General features: G+C 56.5%; 20 protein-coding genes and 1 tRNA gene. 9 read left to right on the top strand and 12 right to left on the bottom strand.

Annotation, left to right across the window (positions count from 1 at the left end):
• Positions 1-214 precede the first annotated feature (214 nt).
• On the bottom strand, positions 215-1,039 hold the full coding sequence (gene murI / locus PL263_RS16340) for a glutamate racemase (RefSeq protein WP_278210366.1): 825 nt from the start codon (positions 1,037-1,039) through the stop codon (positions 215-217).
• Between the two features lie 205 nt (positions 1,040-1,244).
• Here murI and PL263_RS20365 point away from each other — a divergent pair, with 205 nt between their 5' ends.
• The 4 genes from PL263_RS20365 (at position 1,245) to PL263_RS16325 (ending at position 3,249) form a co-directional block, all read left to right on the top strand.
• Positions 1,245-1,793: a hypothetical protein gene (locus tag PL263_RS20365; protein ID WP_347568921.1), complete on the top strand. Its 549-nt coding sequence runs from the start codon at positions 1,245-1,247 to the stop codon at positions 1,791-1,793.
• The gene (locus PL263_RS20360; RefSeq protein WP_347568920.1) at positions 1,790-2,311 is read left to right on the top strand and encodes an NUDIX domain-containing protein; all 522 of its coding nucleotides are present in this window, start codon (positions 1,790-1,792) and stop codon (positions 2,309-2,311) included. Before PL263_RS20365 ends, PL263_RS20360 begins: the two co-directional genes overlap by 4 nt.
• Positions 2,295-2,567 (top strand): oxidative damage protection protein, encoded by a 273-nt coding sequence (locus PL263_RS16330; RefSeq protein ID WP_140912750.1) that lies wholly within the window; start codon positions 2,295-2,297, stop codon positions 2,565-2,567. The genes PL263_RS20360 and PL263_RS16330 overlap by 17 nt, the downstream gene beginning before the upstream one ends.
• Before the next feature lie 136 nt (positions 2,568-2,703).
• A complete protein-coding gene (locus tag PL263_RS16325) occupies positions 2,704-3,249 on the top strand; it encodes a hypothetical protein (RefSeq protein WP_278210365.1) in 546 nt (181 codons plus the stop codon).
• Between the two features lie 25 nt (positions 3,250-3,274).
• On the opposite strand, the gene PL263_RS16320 is transcribed toward PL263_RS16325, so the two are convergent.
• The 5 genes from PL263_RS16320 to PL263_RS16300 all read right to left on the bottom strand — a co-directional run bounded on the left by PL263_RS16320 (position 3,275) and on the right by PL263_RS16300 (position 7,550).
• Positions 3,275-3,571: a hypothetical protein gene (locus tag PL263_RS16320; protein WP_278210364.1), complete on the bottom strand. Its 297-nt coding sequence runs from the start codon at positions 3,569-3,571 to the stop codon at positions 3,275-3,277.
• Positions 3,572-3,600: 29 nt separating this feature from the next.
• A complete protein-coding gene (locus PL263_RS16315; RefSeq protein WP_278210362.1) occupies positions 3,601-3,810 on the bottom strand; it encodes a hypothetical protein in 210 nt (69 codons plus the stop codon).
• 37 nt (positions 3,811-3,847) lie between these two features.
• Complete coding sequence (gene lpdA / locus PL263_RS16310) at positions 3,848-5,263, bottom strand: dihydrolipoyl dehydrogenase (RefSeq protein ID WP_278210361.1); 1,416 nt, start codon at positions 5,261-5,263, stop codon at positions 3,848-3,850.
• Between the two features lie 209 nt (positions 5,264-5,472).
• On the bottom strand, positions 5,473-6,567 hold the full coding sequence (locus PL263_RS16305) for a phosphatidylinositol-specific phospholipase C (RefSeq protein WP_278210359.1): 1,095 nt from the start codon (positions 6,565-6,567) through the stop codon (positions 5,473-5,475).
• A gap of 308 nt (positions 6,568-6,875) precedes the next feature.
• Positions 6,876-7,550 carry a laminin B domain-containing protein gene (locus PL263_RS16300; protein ID WP_278210358.1) on the bottom strand — a complete coding sequence of 225 codons (675 nt, stop codon included), beginning with the start codon at positions 7,548-7,550 and terminating at the stop codon, positions 6,876-6,878.
• A 279-nt stretch (positions 7,551-7,829) separates the two neighbouring features.
• Here PL263_RS16300 and PL263_RS16295 point away from each other — a divergent pair.
• Positions 7,830-7,906 (top strand) — tRNA-Pro (locus tag PL263_RS16295).
• 125 nt (positions 7,907-8,031) lie between these two features.
• Here the strand turns inward: PL263_RS16295 and tmpT are convergent.
• Positions 8,032-8,679 (bottom strand): thiopurine S-methyltransferase, encoded by a 648-nt coding sequence (tmpT, locus tag PL263_RS16290; protein WP_278210357.1) that lies wholly within the window; start codon positions 8,677-8,679, stop codon positions 8,032-8,034.
• Positions 8,680-8,812: 133 nt separating this feature from the next.
• On the opposite strand from tmpT, the gene PL263_RS16285 reads away from it, so the two are divergent.
• A complete protein-coding gene (locus tag PL263_RS16285) occupies positions 8,813-9,235 on the top strand; it encodes a helix-turn-helix domain-containing protein (RefSeq protein WP_278210356.1) in 423 nt (140 codons plus the stop codon).
• 31 nt (positions 9,236-9,266) lie between these two features.
• Here the strand turns inward: PL263_RS16285 and PL263_RS16280 are convergent, their stop codons facing one another.
• Entirely contained in the window at positions 9,267-9,809 is a 543-nt protein-coding gene (locus PL263_RS16280; protein ID WP_278210355.1) for a glutathione peroxidase, read from the bottom strand.
• A gap of 52 nt (positions 9,810-9,861) precedes the next feature.
• Positions 9,862-11,892, bottom strand: a complete 2,031-nt coding sequence (locus tag PL263_RS16275; protein WP_278210354.1) for a methyl-accepting chemotaxis protein — start codon at positions 11,890-11,892, stop codon at positions 9,862-9,864.
• 350 nt (positions 11,893-12,242) lie between these two features.
• Here PL263_RS16275 and PL263_RS16270 point away from each other — a divergent pair, with 350 nt between their 5' ends.
• From PL263_RS16270 to fliW, 3 genes are all read left to right on the top strand, one after another.
• Positions 12,243-14,408, top strand: coding sequence for a zeta toxin family protein (locus PL263_RS16270; protein ID WP_278210353.1), 2,166 nt, complete (start codon positions 12,243-12,245; stop codon positions 14,406-14,408).
• A gap of 86 nt (positions 14,409-14,494) precedes the next feature.
• Positions 14,495-15,229 (top strand): VPLPA-CTERM sorting domain-containing protein, encoded by a 735-nt coding sequence (locus PL263_RS16265; protein WP_278210352.1) that lies wholly within the window; start codon positions 14,495-14,497, stop codon positions 15,227-15,229.
• Positions 15,230-15,518: 289 nt separating this feature from the next.
• The gene (gene fliW, locus PL263_RS16260; protein WP_278210350.1) at positions 15,519-15,977 is read left to right on the top strand and encodes a flagellar assembly protein FliW; all 459 of its coding nucleotides are present in this window, start codon (positions 15,519-15,521) and stop codon (positions 15,975-15,977) included.
• Between the two features lie 42 nt (positions 15,978-16,019).
• Here fliW and panD read toward each other — a convergent pair whose 3' ends face one another.
• The 3 genes from panD to panB form a co-directional block, all read right to left on the bottom strand.
• A complete protein-coding gene (gene panD / locus PL263_RS16255) occupies positions 16,020-16,400 on the bottom strand; it encodes an aspartate 1-decarboxylase (protein WP_278210349.1) in 381 nt (126 codons plus the stop codon).
• Positions 16,401-16,498: 98 nt separating this feature from the next.
• Positions 16,499-17,350, bottom strand: coding sequence for a pantoate--beta-alanine ligase (panC, locus tag PL263_RS16250; protein ID WP_278210348.1), 852 nt, complete (start codon positions 17,348-17,350; stop codon positions 16,499-16,501).
• Positions 17,351-17,353: 3 nt separating this feature from the next.
• Positions 17,354-18,109 carry a 3-methyl-2-oxobutanoate hydroxymethyltransferase gene (gene panB / locus PL263_RS16245; RefSeq protein ID WP_347568953.1) on the bottom strand — a complete coding sequence of 252 codons (756 nt, stop codon included), beginning with the start codon at positions 18,107-18,109 and terminating at the stop codon, positions 17,354-17,356.
• Between the last annotated feature and the right edge of the window lie 29 nt (positions 18,110-18,138).

Below are 18,138 nucleotides of genomic sequence, written 5' to 3'. Positions count from 1 at the left end.
GGGCGCCCAATTTAATTAACAATGCCACAAATAACACACACATTGTTTCTCAAAATAGCACAAACGCCAACAAGCGAGCTCCAAGGCCCCAGCGCTCACTACCGGGGCCGCTTGGGATTTCGCATCTTCGGGGCTTGGCCGCTGATCTCAAAGGGGGGCGGCAAAAACGACTGCCGGGCATTTAGCCTGGTGCCTATGCACCCGGTTGCCGGCACTAGCCTATCGCTGCGATTGGCCTGGCCTGGATCGGCTCGACTAGGACCGGGCTGCCCCATAAGGCCGAAACCACCGAACTGGCGTTGCTGCCCGCCGCGCTGGACAGGAAACGGGTGCGCGCCGGCTCCGGGCGCAATGCCGAGGCTCGTTGATTGCCCAGACGCCGAGCCAATTCCTTGGCCACCGCGGTGGCCGGATCGATGATGACCCGCTCGGGGCCGATGATTTCTCTGACCAGCGGCAGTAAAAACGGATAATGGGTACAGCCCAACACAATGGTATCGGCTCCGGCCGCCAGTAGCGGCGCCAGATAGGTTTCCAGCAAGGCCCGGCTGGCAGGACTATCCAACTCGGCTTTTTCCACCTGCTCCACCAGGCCGGGGCAAGGTTGCAACAGGATATTGACGTCCTGGCCATATGCCGCGCACAGCCGGGCCACGTTGGCGCTAGCCAGCGTCTGGCGAGTCGCCAACACGCCGATCACGCCGGATTGGGTGATGCCGGCGGCCGGCTTGATCGCCGGCTCGATCGCCACCACCGGCAACGGGCACCAGGCGCGCAGTTTTTCGATCGCCACGACGGTAGCGGTATTGCAAGCGACGACAATGGCCTTAGCGCCCTCGTCGATTAAAAATCCGGCAATGGCAGCCGACCGGTCTTCGATGAAACCGGCATCGCGGTCGCCGTAAGGCGCGTAACCGGAATCGGCCACGTACAGCAAATCTTCATTGGGCAACTCGGCGCGGATCGCCCGCAACACGGACAATCCGCCCACGCCCGAATCAAATACGCCGATCGGCGCGTCGGCGGCAGGCATTTTCATGATAGAACTGATGACGAACTTGGTTTGGTAAACGCTATTGGCCGGTAACTATATCAGCATCGGCACCAGATCGGGGGCGTGCGCTCGAAACCGATGTATATGACAATCGGCAACTGTTTACGCCGCAACCGGCTCGAGCATAAGCAAGCCACCCCGGTTCATGCTAACGTAGCCGCAGATACCAGGAACAGAATTAACGACAGCCATGCCCCCCGATCAATTTCAACGCAAACTACTGGCCTGGTTCGATAGCCACGGCCGCAAGGATTTGCCCTGGCAACGCGATATCAACCCTTACCGGGTCTGGATTTCCGAGATCATGCTGCAACAAACTCAGGTCGCCAGCGTGATCGGCTATTACGAACGCTTCATGGCGCGCTTCCCGTCGGTGCAAAGCCTAGCCGCCGCCGAACTGGACGAAGTTCTGCAATACTGGTCGGGGCTGGGCTACTACGCCCGCGCCCGCAACCTGCATAAAGCTGCGCAAATCGTCGCGGCCGGTGGCGGCGAATTTCCGCAAACATTGGCCGGCATGTGCGAACTACCCGGTATCGGCCGCTCGACGGCCGGCGCCATTCTCAGCATCGCCTGCGGCCAGAGCCAGCCGATTCTGGACGGCAACGTCAAACGGGTGCTGGCTCGCTACCACGCCGTGTCCGGCTGGCCGGGGAAGCCCGCGTCAGCGAGCAGCTATGGCAAATCGCCGCCGAATACACACCGCCGCAGCGCACCGCCGCCTACACTCAAGCCATGATGGACCTGGGCGCCACGCTGTGTACCCGCAACAAACCGTTGTGCGAAATCTGTCCGGTCGCAGCCAGCTGCCAGGCCCGGCAGCAAGGTTTGACCCGGCAATTGCCGCAAGCCAAACCGCGCAAGGCTTTGCCGATCAAACAGACTTACTGGCTACTGCTGCAAGACGCGGACGACCGCATCTTGCTGGAAAAGCGGCCGCCAACCGGTATTTGGGGCGGCTTGTGGAGCCTGCCGGAATTCGACGACATGGCCGCCGCCGGCAACTGGTGTCGGCAGCAGGGCCGGACCGAACAAACTCCGCAAGTGCTGCCGACCAGGCGCCACACTTTTTCCCATTACCACTTGGATTACACGCCACTGCTGGCCAGACTGGAAAACCCCAGAAACAATGTGATGGAAGCGGATCGGACGGTTTGGTATAAAGCCGCCGACTTTGCGTTACTTGGCTTGCCGACACCGGTCAAGCGCCTGCTGCAACAACATTATCCCGAGGATTATTATGACGAGAATGGTTAAATGCGTGAAACTGGGCATCGAAGCGGAAGGGCTGGATGCACCGCCGTTTCCTGGCCCGAACGGCCAACGCATTTTCGAGCACGTCTCGAAACAGGCCTGGAAAGACTGGCTGGCAATGCAGACGATGATCATCAACGAGCGCCGCCTGGCCAGTTTCGACCCATCGGCAAAAAAGGTATTGGAAGCGGAGCGCGAGAAATTCCTGTTCGCCGGCGGCTTCGAAATGCCGGAAGGTTACGTACCGAAAAAGGATTGAACCGCTGGGCGGCGCGGCCGGTTTCAGGCCCACCGCCCCGCACAACTTTTGTCCGTCCGATATCTGAGCGTAAATTTGACAAGCGGGGCTTCACTGGCAGACTGGCGAGCGTTATCAACCGTGCCAGGAGACAGCCATGAGCGCAACCGTAGCCCCGCAAATTCAATCGATGCGCACCGCTCTCAGCGATGCCAATTGGGTCGGCCGCATCGTCGACGTGTTTTACGCCAAGATGCTCGACGACTACCGCATCAACCGCTTCTTTTTCAGCAAACCGGCATCCGAACAAACCGCGGCGCTAAAGACTTACCTCAAGGCTTATTTCAGCAGCTTCAATAGCAAAGACGAAGCGGTTCTGGAAGCGCTGGACCAGTATTTCACGGTGGCTTTTGCCCGCACCAACGCCAAGCCGAGCCTGGTCACCGGCAACGATTTCGCATTTTTGCTGGACATTATCGGCGGTCAGGAAATCAGAACCATCACACTGCTATGTCCCGCGCACAGCTTCCTGATCAAGCTGGGACCGGATGACTTCCATTACGACATTGTGATGGAACATCTGAACGCAACCCTGCAGCAATTGAACGTCGCCGACGATCTGGCTTACCAAATTTTGGCTTTGGCCGAAAAAGGCCGTAACGGATTGCTGGCGCGCGGCAGCGAAGCCAAAAAAGCCGCCTGACGCACCAATCGTCGGTACGGCAACCTCAGCGCAAAATATCGTCGCCTGAGGTTCTGGCGTAATCTTCCGGGAAAGCGGTCTGGATATGAATTTCTTCGCGACTGCTACCCGGCAGTTTGCAAACCAGGATAAACAACTGCACGATAAAGCCGTCGCCCTTGTGGGTGGATAGCCAGTCGAACGACGTTTGGGCGCCCTTGGTTTTCGGACGATACACAGTGAAGATGTCGAAATCGCGCCCTTTGCGTAATACGACGCCGCGAATTTCGACCTTTTTGCATTGCGGATTGTTGAGCTTGACCAACTCAATCTGGCCCGGCACCGAATTCAACACCTCGTGTACGGCCTGGATCAGGTGTTTGCGCGAACCGAGTAGAATCGAATCTTTCGCCGGTAACTTGGCGCCGCCGCGCGAAAAAAATCCTCGCGCGCCTCGGTGTGTAGCGAGATGGCGTGACCTGGCTTGGCGACAGCGGCGGCCAAGTCGGGCCGCGGCCGGCCCTCGCTGTCGCACAATATCCGGTGAACTTCGTCCAGGCCGTAGGGACGGTTATAAGCCATCGCTTGATTCCTTTCCGAAAACCGGCCGGCCCGAACTTTACTTCTTCACGTACAAGTCGGTGATCGTGCCTTCGATCATCTCCGCCGCGAAGGCAAAGGTTTCCGACAGGGTCGGATGCGGATGGATGCTGAGGCTGATGTCGGCGGCATCGGCGCCCATTTCCAACGCCAATACGGCTTCGGCCACCAATTCGCCGGCGCCGGGACCGGTAAAACCGGCACCGAGAATGCGGCCTGTGGCTTTATCGGTCAGGATTTTGGTCAAGCCTTCGCTGCGGCCCAAGGCCAGCGAACGGCCGGACGCGGCCCAGGGGAAGGTGGCTTTGTCATATTCGACGCCTTGTTGTTGGGCCTGGGTTTCGGTTAAACCCATCCAGGCCACTTCCGGGTCGGTGTAAGCCACCGACGGAATGGTCAATGCATCGAAACCGGCTTTGTGGCCGGCGATGGTTTCGGCGGCGATTTTGCCTTCGTGAGTGGCTTTGTGCGCCAGCATCGGGTTGCCGACGATGTCGCCGATCGCAAAAATATGACTAACGTTGGTGCGGCCTTGTTTGTCGACCGGAATGAAACCACGTTCGTCGACATTGACGCCGGCCTTGTCGGCATCGATCAGCTTACCGTTGGGGCGGCGACCGACCGCGACCAATACCGCGTCGAAGGTTTCGCTTTCCGGCGCGTCTTTGCCTTCCATCGCCACCTTAATGCCGGCATCGGTGGCTTCCATCGCCTTGACGCTGGTTTTTAGCCACAGGTTGTCGTACTGCTTTTTGATCTTGCGTTGCAGCGGCGTGACCAAATCCTTGTCGCAGCCGGGGATGATCTGGTCCATCAACTCCACCACGCTGATTTTCGAACCCAATGCATGGTAAACCGTCGCCATTTCCAGGCCGATGATGCCGCCGCCGACGATCAGCAGTTTCTCCGGCACGCTGCTCAGACTCAAGGCGTCGGTGGAGTCCCAAACCCGCGGATCGTCGTGCGGGAAGCCGGGAATTTTGGTCGGCTGCGAGCCGGCGGCGATGATCGCGTTGTCGAAAGTCATGGTCTGGATACCGGACTCGTTGGTCACCGTCAGGCTATTGGCGCCGGCGAATTTACCCTCGCCGTGAATCACTGTCACCTTGCGTTGTTTGGCCAATTTGGCCAGGCCGCCGTTCAGGGTTTCGGTCACGCTCTGCTTCCAGCTTCTGACTTTGTCCAGATCGATTTGCGGCTTGCCGAAACTGACGCCGTGCGCGGCCATGTCCTCGGCTTCGTGGATGATTTGCGCGACGTGCAACAATGCCTTGGACGGAATGCAGCCGACGTTCAGACAAACGCCGCCCAATACCGGATGGCGTTCGACCAAGACCACTTGCTTGCCCAAATCTGCGGCGCGAAACGCCGCGGTATACCCGCCCGGGCCACCGCCCAAAACCAGAACTTCGGCGTGAGTTTGTGTATTGCTCATGAAATGGAACTCCCTGAATGGTGAAATCGGTTACCGCCGCCTTCGGCAAGCTGGTGCATAGCGTATGCGACGATTTTACCGGTTACCGCGCAGGATAGAAAATTAATCGGCCCCGGCCAAGAATCCGCTGATTCGGCAGGGGCGATTGGACGGGAACTCGGGACGCTAGCCGCAGCTCGGTCGACCTGCGGCGCGTACTGCCAAAGACCCTATTTATTCATCGCGATGATGTTATTAATCAAGCTCTTGCCCGGAAAATCCATCATCACCATACCGACCCGCTTGCTGACCCGGATATTGAGACTCAGGGTTTGGTAAACCTGATTCAATGCGGCGTAATTGGTACGCAGATTGCGCAAAAATTGGCTGCTCAGCGGATTGGTACCGAGAAAGGCGATCGAACACAGCTTGCCCAGGCAATTCACCCGCGGAAAATCCGGATAGGTGTTGGGATTGGTCAACGTGGTCAAGCCGGTCATCAACTGCGGCGCATCGGTTTGCGGCGAACTTTTGCCGCTGGCGGCGAAGTACGGAAAACCGCCGGTGGAACCGGTCAGACAGCGGTTAATATAGATTTTGTCCTGGTCGCCACTGGCTGCCGCCATGAATTGGGTCCTGGCCTTTTCCCAAACCCCGTACAAGTCCCAATTGCTATTTAAAGGGCAGTCGTCTGGCGCAGTACCCTGCCGCTCCAGCTCCCTAAAGTTGATACCCTGCCGGGTCGATTCCGCGAAGTTTTGCAGCAGTACGACCTTGCCGCGTACCGTGCCCAGCGCCGGATTGAAGTTGCCGCCGGGTTGCCAGAACAGGCCGGGATATTTGGCGGTAATCGCGTCGTAGGTCTGACGAAATTCGCGGGTATTACCGGTCGGAGTCGATTCTTCCTTGACCCGCATCACCACAGTTTCGCCGGGGTGTTGCGTCAAAAACGCCTGCACCGCGTCGAGTACGTCGGTAAAACTGGCTTTCTGGTAAACCGTTCCGTGGTAAATCAAAAAGTTGTTGTTGACGTGGCGGCAACGAATATCCAATACCCGGATGCCGGCTTCGAGTTGCTCTCGCAGATCCATGGATTGGGTTTGCGGAATATCGCCGCCGTACAAAGACATCGTGTCGTGAGTACCGGGTAGGGATAGCTGGCTTAGTTTCAGCGTATCCGGCAGTTCGGCCAGCCAGTCCGGGTTGTAGGCGCCGTTGTCGGCGTCGTGGGAATAGGCTTCGCGGTCGATCACGGTGGCGGCTTCGGCGTTGACAGCGATCAGGCCGGCGATGGCGAATGCGGTTAACGTGGCGGTGAATTTCATGGCTATCTCCTGGTTTTGGTTATCGGGTGCCGAAGTTCAACTTCGGTTAACCGATAACAGTCAAACCGCGTGCCAATACAGCAAGCACAACCCAGGATATTGATTTATATCGCTTATTTTAGATTCAGCGCGAAATTTTCCGCAGCAGACGTATTCCATGCTGCACGAAATACCGTAGATCTACCTTATGTCGTGCGACTCCTTTCCAGAAATAGTCGCAATCAATCGGCTTGCCGAAGCGGGGAAAGGGCGCTATTGGCTCATGCTTTTCGACCCCAGCGTTGCAGATCAATTCTTTCCGCCTAGCGCTAGCGTTTCAGGCGGGCGGACCGCCAAAAACCGCAGAGCCCCCATCCAAATAGCCAGAAAGCCCCCGGCAACGGCACAGTTTGCAACACCACATTATCCAATCCGGCGGTTTCGACAATACCGTTGGTAAATTCACCGTGGATGTATAGCCCGCTCAAATTGGATAGCACATTGCGGAAGTCGTTTTCACTGGCAAAGCCGCCGGTCGAGGTACCCAACCTCCATTCGGACGACGGCGTAAAGCTCAAACCAATGTGCGTCCAACCACTATTGGGTACGATGTCTGGATTGCGCTTCCAAAGCAAGCGCAGGCCATTCCCGACCAACATGACGTCGGTAGTCTGCCAATTTACGTCGCCGTTGCGGTAGGTCAAATCATAGGACAGACCGGTGGCCGCCGACTGAGCCCCCAGAAATGCGCCCGGCGCGGAAAAGGTAAAGTCGCCGGCATCCGGGTCGTTTGCGGCAAGATAGTTGCCAGGGTTGCCGCCGCCGGTCATGAAACTGGGCTGGTATTGACCGACAATCCTGTAGTCGTTCTGGCTAAAATCGGCAAAGCTGACGATTTGCCAGTTCTCGCTGTCGACGTCGAACGAACTGGTCACACTGGCTTGCGCCGGTTGCAAAATCAGCGCGAACACAACGTTAAAATAGAATAGACGGGCTAGTTTCATCTTCACTTCTCCCAGGGCAAACAACCCGGTATTTTCGTTAGCGTTAATCCACGCCCCAGCGCAGGCTAACAGCCGCAGTCAGGCACGCTCTCGTGAAATATTAGCAGGCTGTCGAAATTAGTTGGCATCGATTCCAAATAAATACCAATGCCGAAAGCGTCCACGGGCGACCATTTTCAAACCATCCTTTCGCCGCCTACGGTCCCGCCCTTAAGCGCGCATGTCTCGTAAAAAATTACATGTCGGTTTTAACGGTCTTTGTTAAAATATTCGACGTTACGGAGTGTAGCTCAGCTTGGTAGAGCACTGCCTTCGGGAGGCAGGGGCCGGAGGTTCGAATCCTCTCACTCCGACCAAATTTTCCGCAGCTTCAGCCTCGGTTTCGTTTGCCATGAAACCGGACCCCGCCCTTCGGCCTCACCAGACATTGATAAGGCTTTCAGCCTTCGCTGAGCATCATGATCGAATACAGGCGCCCTATCTATTGGGCATCCGGTTTTTCGATTAACCAAGTCGTTTCTCGCGCTGGCACCTTACCTTTCAAGCCGCCTTCAACTACAGTGCAGGCCAACGGCGTCAAGCGGTAATTGCCGGCATAAAGGTCGCGCACTTCGTCGGCAGCCACAGAAAACGGCGGGCCTTCCGCCAGCAGTTGGTCGTATTCGTATGCCACCAACAACTGCGGCGCGGCGCCAGTCAAGCCAGTCAGATGGGCTGCGTATTTTTGCCGGATTTCGGCGGGCAGCGCGACTAAAGCGGCACGGTCGTAAACCGCGTCTACCGGACCGAGCAGGTCGGCCGACAGCTCGAAAATATCACCTACGAACAGGTCGATGTTATCCGCCCGATAATGCCATAGCGGGCCGGCCAATTGAGTTTGCGGCGCCAGTTCCAGTTCGTCGAACAATTCTTCAACCGCGATCTTGCTCAATTCCGCGCCGGCGACGCGGAAACCGGATGCCAGCAACCAGGCAATATCGCGGGTTTTACCGCACAAAGGCAGCATTACCCGGCTGCCGATCGCCAAATTCAATTTACCGAAATGGGCCACCAATAACGGGTTGGCCTGTTGCTGATGAAAGCCGATTTCGCGGCGCTCCCATTTTTGGTGCCAAAAAGTCGCATCCATGTTTTCTCCTCACGGGTTCGGGGTCATTGCCATGCCGCCGCGTTGCATCGGGCATTGCGGCGCATGGGGTTCCGGCTCAGAATACGAGCTCAAGCCGACTTTAAGTCAAGTATTAATTTCGAGAAGAAAACGGATGGATATTGCCGAAGTTGCACGGATTTCCGGATTGCCGGCGTCCACGTTGCGGTATTACGAGGAAAAAGGCCTGATCCGCTCCAGCGGCCGGGTCGGCCTGCGGCGGCAGTTCGATAACGCAACGTTGCAAAGGCTGGGGCTGATCGCTTTGGGCAGGCGCGCCGGGCTGTCGCTGGACCAGATTGCCACGATGTTCTCGGCCGACGGGATGAACATCGACCGCGATTTGTTGCGCGCGCAGGCTCGGGAGCTGGATCGCAGAATCCAGGAGTTGGCGGCGATGCGCGACGGCCTGCTTCATGCCGCCGACTGCAACGCGGCCAGCCATTTCGAGTGCCCGAAGTTTTTACGCTTGCTGAAAATTTCTACGCGGAAGCCAAGAACCGGCCGAATCGGGAAAAACTTCAAGCACGGCGACTAGCGCAGCACGAAATTTTCCCGACCCGCCGGAATCAATGCCCGGACAGCAATTCGCCGATTTTGGCGTCCAATTGCTCCGGCGTGGTGTTGCTGGGGAAAGCCGCGATTAATTCGCCGTTACGGCCGATCAGATATTTATGAAAGTTCCATTGCGGCGCCTGGCCGCTGGCCTCGGCCAGTTTCCGGAAGAAGGGGTTGGCATTGGCGCCGGTCACCGCGCTTTTCTCCAGCATCGGGAAGGTCACGCCGTAATTGATGTAACACACTTTCGCGGTTTTTTCGGCCTCGTCGAATTCCTGATTGAAGTCGTTGGACGGAAAGCCCACCACTGCCAAGCCGCGATCCTTGTATTTTTGATATAGCGCTTCCAGACCTTTGAATTGCGGGGTGTAGCCGCAATTACTGGCGGTGTTGACCGCCAGAACCAGTTTGCCCCGGAAGGCTTGGCAAAAGTCGATTTGTTCGGTGGATCGCAACCGGGCCATTTTAAAGTTCAGCAAGTCCGCGCAGGTTTCGGCGCCGAACGCCGGCAGCGCCACGCCGCAAATACTTAGCAATAACATCAAGGTTTTCATAGTCGTGCTCCGCTGTAACCAGGCAGCCCAGTTTACCGGGCTGCCCGGCAAGTCAAGCGCCGATCTTGAACTGGTTAATCAAACCGTTCAGATTTTCCGCCAGCCGATTCAGATGGCTGGCGGCTTGCGTGGTTTGTTCGGCGCCGGTTGCGGTTTGTTCCGACAGGCTGGTGATGTGGATGATATTGCGGTTGATTTCCTCGGTGACCGCGCTTTGCTGCTCCGAAGCGCTGGCGATCTGCAAATTCATCGCGTCGATCGTCGCTACCGAGCGGCTAATCGATTCCAACATCTGCATGGCATCTTGCGAGCGCTCGACGCCGATCTGGGCTTGATTACAGCTCTGTTGCATCACCCTGACCGCCTCGCGCGTACCGCTTTGCAATTGGGCGATCATGTTTTCTATCGTTGCAGTGGATTCTTGGGTCCGGCTGGCCAGGCTGCGCACCTCGTCGGCCACGACCGCGAAACCGCGGCCGTGCTCGCCGGCTCTGGCCGCTTCGATTGCCGCATTCAATGCCAGCAGATTGGTCTGTTCGGCGATGCTTTTGATCACATCCAACAACGCGCCGATCGATTCGCTGCTCTTTTCCAGATTTCGAATCACGTTAGCGGCCGCTTCGACATCTCGCGCCAGTTGACTGATGGCCTGGGTAGTGCCTTGCACCACATTTTTGCCGTTTTTGGCTTGTTCGTTGGCGCTGCTCGCCGCTTGCGCCGCATTGTTGGTAGTAGACGCCACTTCGTGGATCGTCGCGCTCATTTCGGTGACCGCCGTCGCCACCGAAGCGGTTTCCTGGCGCTGGCGATCGATGTGGGCAGCACTTTGGTTGGCAACGCTATAGACTTGCTCAGAAGACACACGCAAGTCGGTACTGGTGAGCATGATCTCACGCAGCAGGGCCGAGCTGGTTTCGACCATCGCATTGAAGTTTTTGCCGATTTCGCGCATTTCGTCTGCGGAATCGATAGCCAGACGTACCGTCAAATCGTTTTTGGCGATGCGCTGGGTTGCACTATTAATCAGCGCGATATTCCGGTTAACCGAACGGGTCAACCCGGCCAGCAGCAGCACCACGACGAACAGCACGCCGGCCACGCCAGCCACGGTAAACTGCAAAGATTGGTTAGCCGCGTCAGCACGGGCTGCGAACAGCGCGCTCAGTTCGTGAATCAGACCGTCGTAAAGTCGGTAAGACTGGGTGATGGCTTCGGTAGCAGTCTGAAACACGCTGTCGCTACCGACGTTGACGGTCTCGCTTTCCAGCAATTCGCGGCGGATTAAATCCTGCATCGCTGTCAAGGCCTGGTTATGGTTTTGGATCAAGCTCTGCAGCTTGGCGCCGACCGCGGGATTTTCGGCAGCCGCCACCCGTAGGCCGCTATCCAGCTTATGGGCATAGGTGCCGATATTGGCCATCGAAAGCAGCAGCTTATTTTTCGCTTCGGGGCTGAGTTGGCCTTTCGCCGCAACACCGGAAGCCAGCGCTCGGGTTTGGCCCATGAATTCGATCAGTTGCGGTAAATCCGCCGTCAGCGCGAAACCCAGATGAAAGCTGTCCAGCTTCGGATCGAGGATGATGCCGGACGTATTGGCGATATGGGTGATCAAATCCAGACCATCGGCAATCAAATTATTGTGGGCTCCTATCACTGCGCTCAGTTCCTGATCCATCGCGTTGGTTTGGACTGTTTCCCATTGCTGCTTGAGTTTGTCCAACCGCTCCGCGGTTTTCAGGAGGGAAGTTGCCGTTTGATCCAGCCGCGCCAACTCGGTGAAATCGGCGTTGATCTCCTGGCGCTTGCCGACGATGCGTTCCTTGAACTGTCCGGCGCCGTTGCGGTAAGCGTTAGTCATGCCCCGGTGCTGTTGAATATGCTCGATCGGCAATCTCAGCAGCTTGATATAGTCCAAGCCCAGTCGTTCGCCTTGCAGATATTCGGCTTCGCCGACAAACTGCTTGACCAAAATACTGCCCATCGCCAGCATCGGGATCAAGACTATCAAGAACAACAACGTGAATTTGGCCGGATAACTCAGTCTATTCATCAGCGTCACGGCCGGAGCAATCAAAAAATCCATAAATTAAGCCCATGTAATTAATTGCTGCCAAGTATAGGCAAGGATTGTTCCGAACGTATTCGCAGCCGACAAATTTAGATGCTAACCCAACGCTGAGCAGCCGGCCGCCAATCCCGCATAATTAGACTGGTTTTATCGCTTCGGCAGCCCATCGACCGAAACGCGCAAAGTCAGTCGACTCAAGACCAGCCGACATGGCCCGGCACCGAGCCATCCGGCTTCTTTCCGCAGGAAGCGATGGGGTATGGCAAGATACGCATCGGGCAATTGATTTCTGCCGGCAAACCACGTAATTTTCAGCTCCGGCGACGGCCGAATCCCAATCGAAAAAAATAATAAGAGGGTAAAACATGTCAAACCCCTGCCGGACCCTGCCGGGTTACCGCCCATTAAAACGCTTGCGTACTGCACTGGCGATTGCCCAGGGCACCAGCTTGCTGTCCACGCTATTGAACGAATTGGAAACTACGGTTTCTCACGATCAGACCAAACGGGTCACCTACATGACCGGTTTATATTCGCGGATTCACCGCGAAATGTTCAGCGACTGGAAAGAACAGCCCACGGTCCCGCACCGCCCCGGCACGATGCCGGAGGCCGATAAGCGCAAGCAATTCCGGATCGCCATCGAGCGCTTGGTGCTCGACGGCGACAGCAATCGCGACAGTGCGATTTTCGACAACAACGGTTTTGTTATTTACAGCGAAGACATCGCCGAGCGGCTGGCGAGCTTTTACCACTCGTTAAGGGTAATCAGGCCATTTGCTTACGGCAACCGGATCACGCTGGACTTCTTTATCACCGCATTGGGCAATCTGCCGGCCTTCAAAGCGGTTTACGACCAAGGCATCGATTTCCGCCGCCTGACCGCGGAAGACGCTCGGGTGTTACACAACCACGCCAGCCAGCACCGGGCATTGAGCCGAGCCTTCCAACACGCGCTGGATTGTACCCGGACCAAACACCTGCGCAATCACGCCAACCGCTACGGCAGATGGCCGGAGAACAAGCGCTTTTTGCTCGGCATTCCATTTCTGTCCCACACCACACCGGACGGCATCGAATGCCTGCTCACCGTCACAGGCGGCCTGGTGCCGTTATCGAGTATTTCAGCCGAGCAGCTGATCGCCGGCCAGCATTTCGCGGACAACCCGCTCAGTGTGTCGGAACACGTGATCGGCTATCTGCCCGGCACCGAGGACTTGCGCGCGCCGGGCAAGACCGAGGTCGACGCGATTCCGGTCCGTAGCGATGGGATTGCGCCTTTGTTTTGCCTGGACGTCAACATGTTGACCGGTTTGCGCTCGCCGAGTCAGGCCGAACTGCTCGACCTGTTGCGACAGTGCGGCGGAGAACAGGCTAACTTGTTCTTATTGGCGGACAACCCGTCTTTAAAAGACAAGATGCTGACCGCCGCCCAGCGGGAGACAAGGCTGCGGCGCACGGTGGAAATCGCTTACGACCGGCTTGGCAAAATCAACCGCATCCTGCTGGCGGCTTGCGATGCGATCTTTACCGGTAAAACGCCGGCGGCGGAACCGCAGTTTTTAATGAGTATGGGCGGAGCCGGGGCCGGCAAAACCGCGGTTGAGGAAATTGCCGGCGCAATTTGCGGCGACAATTTCGTCATCGCATCGCTGGACGAATTCCGCAAACTCAGCGATTTATATCGTTTACTGACCGCCGCCAATCATCACAGCGACGATTACATTTACATCGAACCCTTCGCCAACCGGCTACGCGACCTGGTCGCGCAAAGGGCTCGCGAACAACGTATCAACATTTTGTACGACGGCACCGGTATTCCTTACCATCCGCGTTATTCGACGATTATCGGCCAATTCCGGGCGGCCGGTTTTCGCACGCAGATTACCGCAGTAGACGCTTTCTTGGTGAAGCCGGCCGGCCGGGAGTTGGAGCTATCGCGCTCCGGTGTGGTAGGCAGCGTCAAAACCCGGTTTCACGCGAGCGGCCGCGCCTTGCCTTGGGTTGTGACCATCGACAAGCACATACGCTCGCCGCAAGAGTTTTTGCACGCACTGGAAGACACGGCAGTGTCGAAAATATCGCTGTTCGCCAACGACGGCGAGCGCGACCGGCACTATCTGGTTGCGGAAAGCTTTCTGTTGGACGACGGCGAATTGGATCACCTGCAACAACAGCAGCTGAATGGCAACCTGGCATCACATTTACTCGACTTGACCCGGGCGCATCCGGATTCCACCTTGAAAAGCCTGGCCGGCACTGACGAGCAACGCTTGGCCGGTTTACTGGCACGCAACAGCGACATCGGCGAAGACAACGTCGGCTATTTGGTATACAAGGGCGCCGAAACCAACCGGGTATTGGCGATCTACCATTTGCGCCGGCTAATCGATTTCGTCGAGAAACGCCAACTCAATCCAAACGCATCCGGCGAAGAGGGCTTGCTGCATAAACCGGCCGCATCGGCATTTCACATCGATCCTTACGCAAAAGATTCCTGGGTGACCCGATTGCAAGGCAGCCTCGAATGAAGCCTATTGTCCTTTGGTTCAGTCACAGTTAAGTTTTAGCCCAGTATGATTGTCTGCAACACTTTTTTACTCCTTGGAGACAATCTATGAATGTGACAGCCATTTTCAAAAGCGCGGCGATGGCCGGCATCTTAATGTTATCGTCGGCATCCGCGCTGGCCGCGCCGACCAGCTTTAATTTCACCCGCATCACCAGCAACGGCACCGAAGATGTCGGTAGCCAGTTGCAAATGGACGTTTACAACAATACCGACGCCGCGGCATTTTTGAATCAATCCCTGACCAACAAAATCCTGTTTACTTTTGCCAACAGTGCCCAGATCGCTGCCAACATCGCCGAAGTTTATTTCGACGATAGTGGCTTGCTGGCTTCGCAAACCTCGATCTTCAATAGCCTGAGCGGTTTTACCTCTTTCAGCCCGGTAAGCTGGACCAAACCCAACGGAACCTTGAAAAACGTAGTATTGCCGGGCGGCAATAACGCAGTTCCCGGTTTCGCGCCTACGCCTTATTTCGGTGCCAATGTCGACCCGGGCAATCCGAATCTCGGCGTGAATACCAGTTCCGATCTACTAGGAATCCTGGTCTCGCTAAATAGCGGCTACAGTTTCGACGACGTCACGACCGCGCTGACTAGCGGTGCGTTGCGGATCGGTTTGCACGTCAGATCAATCGGCGCGGCGGGCAACAGCGATTCTTTTATCAATAATTTGGCGCCTACCGACACCGTTACCGGCGTGCCGTTGCCGGCAAGCGCCTGGATGTTCTTGAGCGGCGTGGTGGGATTTTTGGGCTGGCAACGCCGCAGAACCCTCGCTTAATTTTCCGCACTCCAGGCATTGAACGGCCCGCTTCTGCGGGCCGTTTTCATTCCCCTTCCCGAATTTCGGCAAACCTTTCTGTTTGAATTTGCGCTTGGCTTTTTCCTGATTTCCTGCCGACAGCTACCGCACAACTCCCGCTAGCGGTACAGCCAGATCAATGCGCATTTTTTCATTGCCGGAAACTCCCGTTTCAGCCCGCGAGATTGCAAATAACCGGCTCCGTGCTATACATTGGTGCGTTAGGCAGAAATTGCCGATTCAGATTTCATTCAACACGGGCGGGACCATGGAAATTCAATCGAAGTTATTAGGCAACCAGGAAATCAATCCGGAAACCATCATCAATTTTCCGCGCGGCCTGCCCGGTTTTGAAGATCAAACCCGTTTCAAACTGTTCCATCAGGAAGGTAGCGAAATCGTATATTGGCTGCAATCGGTGGACAATGAAGACCTGACCTTCTCGGTCGCACATCCTGCTCATTTCAACATCAACTACAACTTTACCGTGACCGATCCCGAGGAAGACTTGCTGCAAGTTGCCCCCGGTGACGAATTGGTAATTCTGATCCTGCTGCATAAGGACAACGAGCAGGAGAACGGCAAACACACTATCAAGGGTTCGATTAAATCGCCGATCTTGATTAATGCCAACAAACGGATCGGCATGCAAAAGATACTGGTGGCGATAGAGCAGAGCATTACACTGACCGAGAAAGTCAGCGAAATAGACGTATCTGAAGCCTAAAAAGGCTATCGGCCGCCGCATCAACCGCGGCGGCCGATCGAATCAGGCGGCCTGAACAGGAATGGAATGACTGGAATGAGTGATTTTGTTGTTGCCGTCGAAGTAAACCAAAGTCGGCTTGTAGTTTTTCAGTTCCTTCTCGTCGAGACTGGCGAAGGCGCAGACGATAATTAAATCGCCGGGGCATGCCAAACGGGCGGCCGCGCCGTTAATCGAGAAAATGCCCGAGCCCTCTTCGGCACGGATAGCGTAAGTAGTAAAACGATGGCCGTTGTTGATGTTATAGATATGGATTTGCTCGTATTCCCGGATCCCTGAAAAATCCAAAATCTTGCCGTCGATCGCGCATGAACCCTCGTAGTCCAATTCCGAATTGGTCACGCGGGCGCGATGCAGCTTGGCTTTAAGCATGTTTATGTTCATGGTAAGCAAGTTCCAATACTAGGGCAGGCGATTATGCCTGAAATCGGATTGGCTATCAAATTTAAGCATTAGCATTTTTGCGCGAAAACCCTGCATCTTCAAGCGCTTGGCATACAAAAATACACGTTGTCTATCAGGCGGGTAGAACCCAATTTGGCGGCGGCCAACACCACCAGCTCCGTATCGCCGGGTCCGGCCGGCTGTAAGTCGGCGATCCGGCAGACCGAAAAATAATCCACGTTAAATCCGGCCGCTCGCAACGCTTGTTTACCGCCGTCCTCCACCGCTCGATAATCGGCCGCTCCGGCCAGCAAGGCATCTCGGGCTTCAATTAGAGCCCGGTACAAAGCCGGCGCGGTTTGCCGCTGCAGCTCGGTCAAATAACCATTGCGCGAACTCATCGCCAAGCCGTCGGCTTCCCGCACTGTCGCTACACCCTGCACCGTAACCGGAATATTCAAATCGGCCACCATCTGCCGAATCAGAGCCAACTGCTGAAAATCCTTTTCCCCCATCAACAGCCAATCCGGTTGAACCATGTTCAACAACTTGCAAACCACCAGGGCGACGCCGTCGAAATGGCCGGGCCGGCTGGCACCGCAATGCAACGCAGATAGCCCCGCAACCGACACCCGGGTTTGCGAAGCCCGCGGATATATTTCGGCGACACCGGGCAAAAACAATAAGTCGGCGCCGCAGGCGGCCAATTTTTCCGTATCCTGGGTTTCGGTGCGCGGGTAGCTGTCGAAGTCTTCGTTCGGGCCGAATTGGGTCGGATTAACGAAAATACTGGCGACAACCCTGTCCGCTTGCGTCTTGGCGGTTTCGACCAAATGAATATGGCCGGCGTGCAGATTGCCCATGGTCGGCACGAAGCCGATGCTCTGGCCGGCTTGCCGCCATTGCCGAATGATTTGCCTTAACTCGGCGACGTTATCAACCGTTTGCATGAATTAGTAGCTGTGTTCCAAATCGGGGAATTGCGCGGCTTTAACCGCCTGATGGTAACGGCCGACAGCGTCTTCTATGCTGGCCGCACCGGCCATGAAGTTGCGGGAGAAGCGGGGCCGATTGCCGGCACCGATGTTGAGCATATCGTACAACACCAGTACCTGACCGTCGCAGTCGACGCCGGCGCCGATACCGATCACCGGAATGCCCAGGGTTTGGCTGATTGTTTTAGCCAGCGCAGCCGGCACGCATTCCAGCACCAACAGCCCGGCCCCGGCTTGTTCCAGTTGCTGCGCCTCTCGCAAGATAGCTTCGGCCTGAGCGGCGTCGCGGCCTTGCACCCGATATCCGCCCAAGCGGTTGACCGATTGCGGCAGTAAACCCAGATGGCCGCAAACCGGCACACCCTGGTCCACCAGAAAACGCACCACGTCGATTTTTGCGCCCTCCAGCTTGACCATCTGCGCCATGCCTTGCTGCATCAAGCGCGCAGCATTGGCCAAGGCTTGGGCTGGTTCGGCGTAGCTGGCAAACGGCAAATCGGCGACGATGAAAGCCCGTTGCGCCGCGCCTGCCACGCACCGGCAATGGTAAGCCATGTCGTCGACCGTGACCGGCACGGTGCTGTTGGCACCTTGGATCACCATGCCCAACGAATCGCCGACCAACAGCACGTCGATTCCGACCTGATCCAACAGCGCCGAGAAACTGGCATCGTAAGCGGTCAGGCAACTGATTTTCTCGCCGTTGCGCTTCATCGCGGCCAAATCGCTGATGGTCAGACTTT

The sequence above is a fragment of the Methylomonas sp. EFPC3 genome, assembly GCF_029643245.1.
Lineage (GTDB): Bacteria > Pseudomonadota > Gammaproteobacteria > Methylococcales > Methylomonadaceae > Methylomonas > Methylomonas koyamae_B.
The sequence above is the reverse complement of the archived record's forward strand: the minus strand, read 5'-3'. Positions and strand labels throughout refer to the sequence as shown.

Coding starts and splice junctions, on each gene's coding strand:
- murI (WP_278210366.1), bottom strand. CDS start 1,039: ATGAAAATGCCTGCCGCCGACGCGCCGATCGGCGTATTTGATTCGGGC.
- PL263_RS20365 (WP_347568921.1), top strand. CDS start 1,245: ATGCCCCCCGATCAATTTCAACGCAAACTACTGGCCTGGTTCGATAGC.
- PL263_RS20360 (WP_347568920.1), top strand. CDS start 1,790: ATGATGGACCTGGGCGCCACGCTGTGTACCCGCAACAAACCGTTGTGC.
- PL263_RS16330 (WP_140912750.1), top strand. CDS start 2,295: ATGACGAGAATGGTTAAATGCGTGAAACTGGGCATCGAAGCGGAAGGG.
- PL263_RS16325 (WP_278210365.1), top strand. CDS start 2,704: ATGAGCGCAACCGTAGCCCCGCAAATTCAATCGATGCGCACCGCTCTC.
- PL263_RS16315 (WP_278210362.1), bottom strand. CDS start 3,810: ATGGCTTATAACCGTCCCTACGGCCTGGACGAAGTTCACCGGATATTG.
- lpdA (WP_278210361.1), bottom strand. CDS start 5,263: ATGAGCAATACACAAACTCACGCCGAAGTTCTGGTTTTGGGCGGTGGC.
- PL263_RS16305 (WP_278210359.1), bottom strand. CDS start 6,567: ATGAAATTCACCGCCACGTTAACCGCATTCGCCATCGCCGGCCTGATC.
- PL263_RS16300 (WP_278210358.1), bottom strand. CDS start 7,550: ATGAAACTAGCCCGTCTATTCTATTTTAACGTTGTGTTCGCGCTGATT.
- tmpT (WP_278210357.1), bottom strand. CDS start 8,679: ATGGATGCGACTTTTTGGCACCAAAAATGGGAGCGCCGCGAAATCGGC.
- PL263_RS16285 (WP_278210356.1), top strand. CDS start 8,813: ATGGATATTGCCGAAGTTGCACGGATTTCCGGATTGCCGGCGTCCACG.
- PL263_RS16280 (WP_278210355.1), bottom strand. CDS start 9,809: ATGAAAACCTTGATGTTATTGCTAAGTATTTGCGGCGTGGCGCTGCCG.
- PL263_RS16275 (WP_278210354.1), bottom strand. CDS start 11,892: ATGGATTTTTTGATTGCTCCGGCCGTGACGCTGATGAATAGACTGAGT.
- PL263_RS16270 (WP_278210353.1), top strand. CDS start 12,243: ATGTCAAACCCCTGCCGGACCCTGCCGGGTTACCGCCCATTAAAACGC.
- PL263_RS16265 (WP_278210352.1), top strand. CDS start 14,495: ATGAATGTGACAGCCATTTTCAAAAGCGCGGCGATGGCCGGCATCTTA.
- fliW (WP_278210350.1), top strand. CDS start 15,519: ATGGAAATTCAATCGAAGTTATTAGGCAACCAGGAAATCAATCCGGAA.
- panD (WP_278210349.1), bottom strand. CDS start 16,400: ATGAACATAAACATGCTTAAAGCCAAGCTGCATCGCGCCCGCGTGACC.
- panC (WP_278210348.1), bottom strand. CDS start 17,350: ATGCAAACGGTTGATAACGTCGCCGAGTTAAGGCAAATCATTCGGCAA.
- panB (WP_347568953.1), bottom strand. CDS start 18,109: ATGAAGCGCAACGGCGAGAAAATCAGTTGCCTGACCGCTTACGATGCC.